The sequence below is a fragment of the Paenibacillus ehimensis NBRC 15659 genome (assembly GCF_004000785.1).
GTDB lineage: Bacteria > Bacillota > Bacilli > Paenibacillales > NBRC-103111 > Paenibacillus_G > Paenibacillus_G ehimensis.
Genome location: NZ_BILX01000194.1, coordinates 1 through 1,075 on the forward strand (window position 1 = coordinate 1; position 1,075 = coordinate 1,075).

The window sequence follows — 1,075 nt, forward strand, 5'->3', positions numbered from 1 at the left end:
ACATTTTTTTATGAAATTCATACTATTTCTACAAATATTTCTTTTTTGTATTATAGTCAATATTAACCAATGAAACAAGAGAATTATGGAAAAACATAGGATGAAATGCCTATAAACTATCTTTGAAGCAGTCTTCGACATAGTCGGGGGCTGCTTTTTTTATTTGCTGGACCGTATGGAGATAGCGCTGTGTGGTATTGATGTGCGTATGCCCGAGCGATTCCTGCACCTGCTGCAAGGAAGCGCCGCGCAGGAGGGCGAGGGTCGCGTTCGTATGGCGGAGCCAGTGAGGAGTCGCTTTCTTCTCCAAACCGCATTGCTCGCGGGCTTTCTTGATAATTTTTTCGACAATGCGGACGGATAACGGAAACAGCTTGTCCTCCGGTCCAATCTGCCCCGGCCTTGTTGCTCCGTAGGCTTGGAGCAGCGTCCACAGCATATGCGGCACTTTGACTTCACGTTCTTTATCGCCTTTGCCACGAATCGTAAGCCACATGGAAGCACCTTCGGGGTCCGTGTGAAAATGGTTCCATTGAATCGAAACCAGCTCCGATACCCGGATGCCGAGCAGCACCAGCGTGACTCCGATCACGTAATCGCGCAGCCCTTGCAGCTTTAACTGCTCGAACAAACGAAGCACTTCGCCCTTCGTCAAATAATGATTTTTGCTGTTCACGGGGATTTTGGGGATGCGGATGCAGGTGGTCGGATTATGCTTGAACATGCCGATGTTCGGGTCGCTCCCCCATTTGTAAAGTGAGCGCAAAGGCGCAATATGTATGGCCACCGTCGCCGGAGCTTGAGGCTTGTTGGCGCGGCTTAACAGCCCTTCCAGCAGGCCGATTTTATAGACCTCGATTTCCCTCCATGTCACATCCTGTAACGATTTGTCGCCGATAAAACGGCGGAATTTGGCGATGGCGTTGCGGTAATTTCTCATCGTATACGGAGATCGGGAGCAAGTCGTCAGAAACATGTTGACGATTTGTTCGTCCGTGTATTTTTCGGTTTGTTCCAATTGTTCGGGAAGATGGATTTGAGCGAGCAGGGTTTGCATAAGGTCTCCTTTCTTTTT

General features: G+C 48.9%; 1 protein-coding gene. It reads right to left on the bottom strand.

Annotation, left to right across the window (positions count from 1 at the left end):
- Positions 1–109: 109 nt before the first annotated feature.
- Complete coding sequence (locus tag PEH01S_RS34295) at positions 110–1,057, bottom strand: tyrosine-type recombinase/integrase (protein WP_025852473.1); 948 nt, start codon at positions 1,055–1,057, stop codon at positions 110–112.
- Between the last annotated feature and the right edge of the window lie 18 nt (positions 1,058–1,075).

Excerpts from the sequence above, each read along its gene's own strand:
- PEH01S_RS34295 (WP_025852473.1), bottom strand. The coding sequence starts at position 1,057 with ATGCAAACCCTGCTCGCTCAAATCCATCTTCCCGAACAATTGGAACAA.